At 61.0% G+C, this 2,730-nt stretch carries 2 protein-coding genes; both read left to right on the top strand.

Going from position 1 to position 2,730, the window contains the following annotated elements:
• On the top strand, window positions 1–655 hold a 655-nt coding region (locus ACKVY0_RS02895; protein WP_409213287.1), incomplete at its 5' end, for a hypothetical protein.
• 126 nt (window positions 656–781) lie between these two features.
• Window positions 782–2,730: DUF4838 domain-containing protein (locus ACKVY0_RS02890; protein WP_409213286.1), on the top strand; the 1,949-nt coding region annotated here is incomplete at its 3' end.

The raw sequence follows: 2,730 nt of genomic DNA, 5'->3' as shown, positions 1-2,730 counted from the left end.
CAACAAACAGCTCGAAGCGGCGCTGTTGCTGGCGGACCGGATTCCGCTCAAGTCGGACGCCGACTTTGCCAAAGTGCAGATTTTCCTGGAGACGCGGCAATGGGCCGAACTGCTGAAGGCGGCCGAGAGGCTCGATGCGAACGCGTGGCCGGACGGTTTGATCTATCCCACGCTCATGGCTCGCGCTCGTGCCCGATCCGCCCTCGGTGAGATGGCGGCGGCTGAGGCGGATGCCAGGCAGGCCATCCAACACACCATCTCGCTGAACAACCAGGCCGCCGCCTGGCACCTGATCGCCCAGAACGCGCAACGCTCCGGGAAAGACCAGGCAAAGGCGCTCGAGGCCTACGCCGAGATGATCCGTTTGCAGCCCAGCGGCGGCTCATTCCAACGAGCGTTGAGCGAACGCGCCCGGTTGCTCTCCTCACTCGGCAAATACGATGCGGCCCTGGCGGACCTCGCCGAGTTGGACAAAAACACGCGCAACGATCCGCATTGGATCTGCACGGCTCTGATGAGCTATGGCGACGTTTATCGCGACATGGGCGACAAGGCCAAGGCCCGCCAAAGCTTCGAACAAGCCGCGAAAGTGCCCGGTGCTCCCGCTGTCCTGCTCGATGAAGTGAAGCAGCGGCTGGCCGAGCTGAAACCATAACGAGCAGCTAGGGCAGAGGAATGGATGGGCAGTGGAATGGTTTTCCACATCACCCTTTTCCCCATTCCACTGCCCCACCATTCCTCTGCCATCAAAAGCCTTCCCCCATTTTCCAAAACGCATCCCATGAAACTCTTCACCCTCCTTCTCCCATTCCTCTTCACCGCAGCCGCCCTTTCCGCAGCGGATGTCCCGCTCGTCGTCGAGGGCAAACCGGTCACCGAAATCGTCCTGGCGCAGGACGCCACGCCCAGCTTGCGGACTGCCGCCCGCGAGTTGCAGCGTCACCTGCGGGCGATGTCCGGGGCGGAGCTGCCCATCGTCAATGCCGCCTCGCCCGGTGTGAAACATCACGTTTACGTCGGCGAAAGTGAGGCCACGCGGAAGCTGGGCTTTTCACTCGCGGGACTGAAGCACGATGGCTTCAAGATCGTCGCCGCCGACAACCATGTCATCGTGGCCGGGCCGCAGTTTTACAACTTCGCCAAGACCTTCTCGCTCTTTCGGGACGTGTCGCGAAATGTGTGGCAGCAGAAATGGGAGGAGCTGACCGGCCACAAGTGGCGCTTTCCTCCGCTGACGGATTACCGCGATTTCAGCACGGAGTTTGGCTTTCACACGATGGATGGCACCGGCACGCTCTTCGGTGTGTATGCACTGCTGGAGCAGCTCGGCATGCGCTGGTATGCGCCGATTCCCGAGCTGGGCATGGTCATTCCAGAGACCAAGAACATTGCCGTTAAAATCCAGGACACCAGGGAGGAGCCCGAGTTTCCCGTGCGCTTCTTTGCCGACTGCCGGGTCGGCTCGTCCATTCCCGATGAGTTCTTGTGGTATAAGGCCATGGGTGTGGGTGCTGATCGTTTTGTTCCGATTTATCACAGCGTGAGCGGCCCCATCCATATCGCGCCCGAGCAACAACCGCAGGAGTATTACGGCCGCGTGGGCGGCAAGGTCGATTACAAGACGCCGCGCTTCACCAGCGAGCGTCTGCGTGCCGACACCGCCGCGTATCTCGAGGTGGTGGACAAACATTTCCCAGGCATCGCCTACATGGGCATCGGACAGCCCGATGGCTGGAGTTTGCTCGACAGCGATGATGCCGCCGCAGGTTGGGACAAGTTCAAGGAACGCGGGCAATCCGGGCGCTACAGCGATTACGCGTGGGATTTCAACATGGCCGTGCGCGACCGCTTGAAGGGAAAGTATCCGGACAAAAAGTTCACCTTCTTCGGCTACGGACCCACGGGCAGAATCCCCTCGCACCTGAAAAAGGTGCCGGACGATGTGGTGATCGGATTCACGCAAACCGCCGCCGGTTGGAGCCTGCCCGAGCGCTCTCACGAACTGGCCAATCGCAAAGAATGGATCGCCGCCATGAACGGCCCGGAGCAGCTTCTCATCTGGGAATACTACCTCCAGCACGCCCCGAACTACAATTTCCCGCCCGTGCCGATCATCTTCCCAGCGCACATGAAACAGAGCTTCGACGGGCTGTATGACCATGCCCTCGGCTTCACAGCAGAGATCGGATGGACCGCCAGCACCTTCAACGCGAAAGCCGCGAACATGCCCATCATGGCCCGGCCATGGATCAGCCACCTGATGCTCTATTTGCACGGCAAGCTCTGCTGGAATCGCAACCTGGATATCCGAGCCACCATGGATGAGTATTTCGAACTCTTCTACGGTCCGGCCAAAGCGGAGATGAAGGAGTTTTTCACCTTCGCCGAGAGCGTCTGGATGCGCCCCGACCCGCGCCAGATCACCTCGGCGGGCGGCTTCTTGAAACAGGCCGATGTGGACCGCTACTTCGACATCCTCGGACGCGCCAAAGCCAAGGCCGGAGAGTCCATCCACGGTCGCCGCATCGCCGGCATCACAGGCGAGATGGAGCCACTCAAGCTGCTGTTTGAAAAACTCAAGCGCACCGGCCCGAGTCTCCAGATCAAGACCGCGCAGGAGCCACCCGTGATTGATGGCGACCTCAACAAGCCCTTCTGGCGTGCCGACGATCCCCAAGGCTACGCCTTCCACCCCCTGCGCGAGATGCTGACCGGCGAACCGCCGCACCA

The sequence above is a fragment of the Prosthecobacter sp. genome (genome assembly GCF_046154365.1).
GTDB lineage: Bacteria > Verrucomicrobiota > Verrucomicrobiia > Verrucomicrobiales > Verrucomicrobiaceae > Prosthecobacter.
The sequence above is the reverse complement of the archived record's forward strand: the minus strand, read 5'-3'. Positions and strand labels throughout refer to the sequence as shown.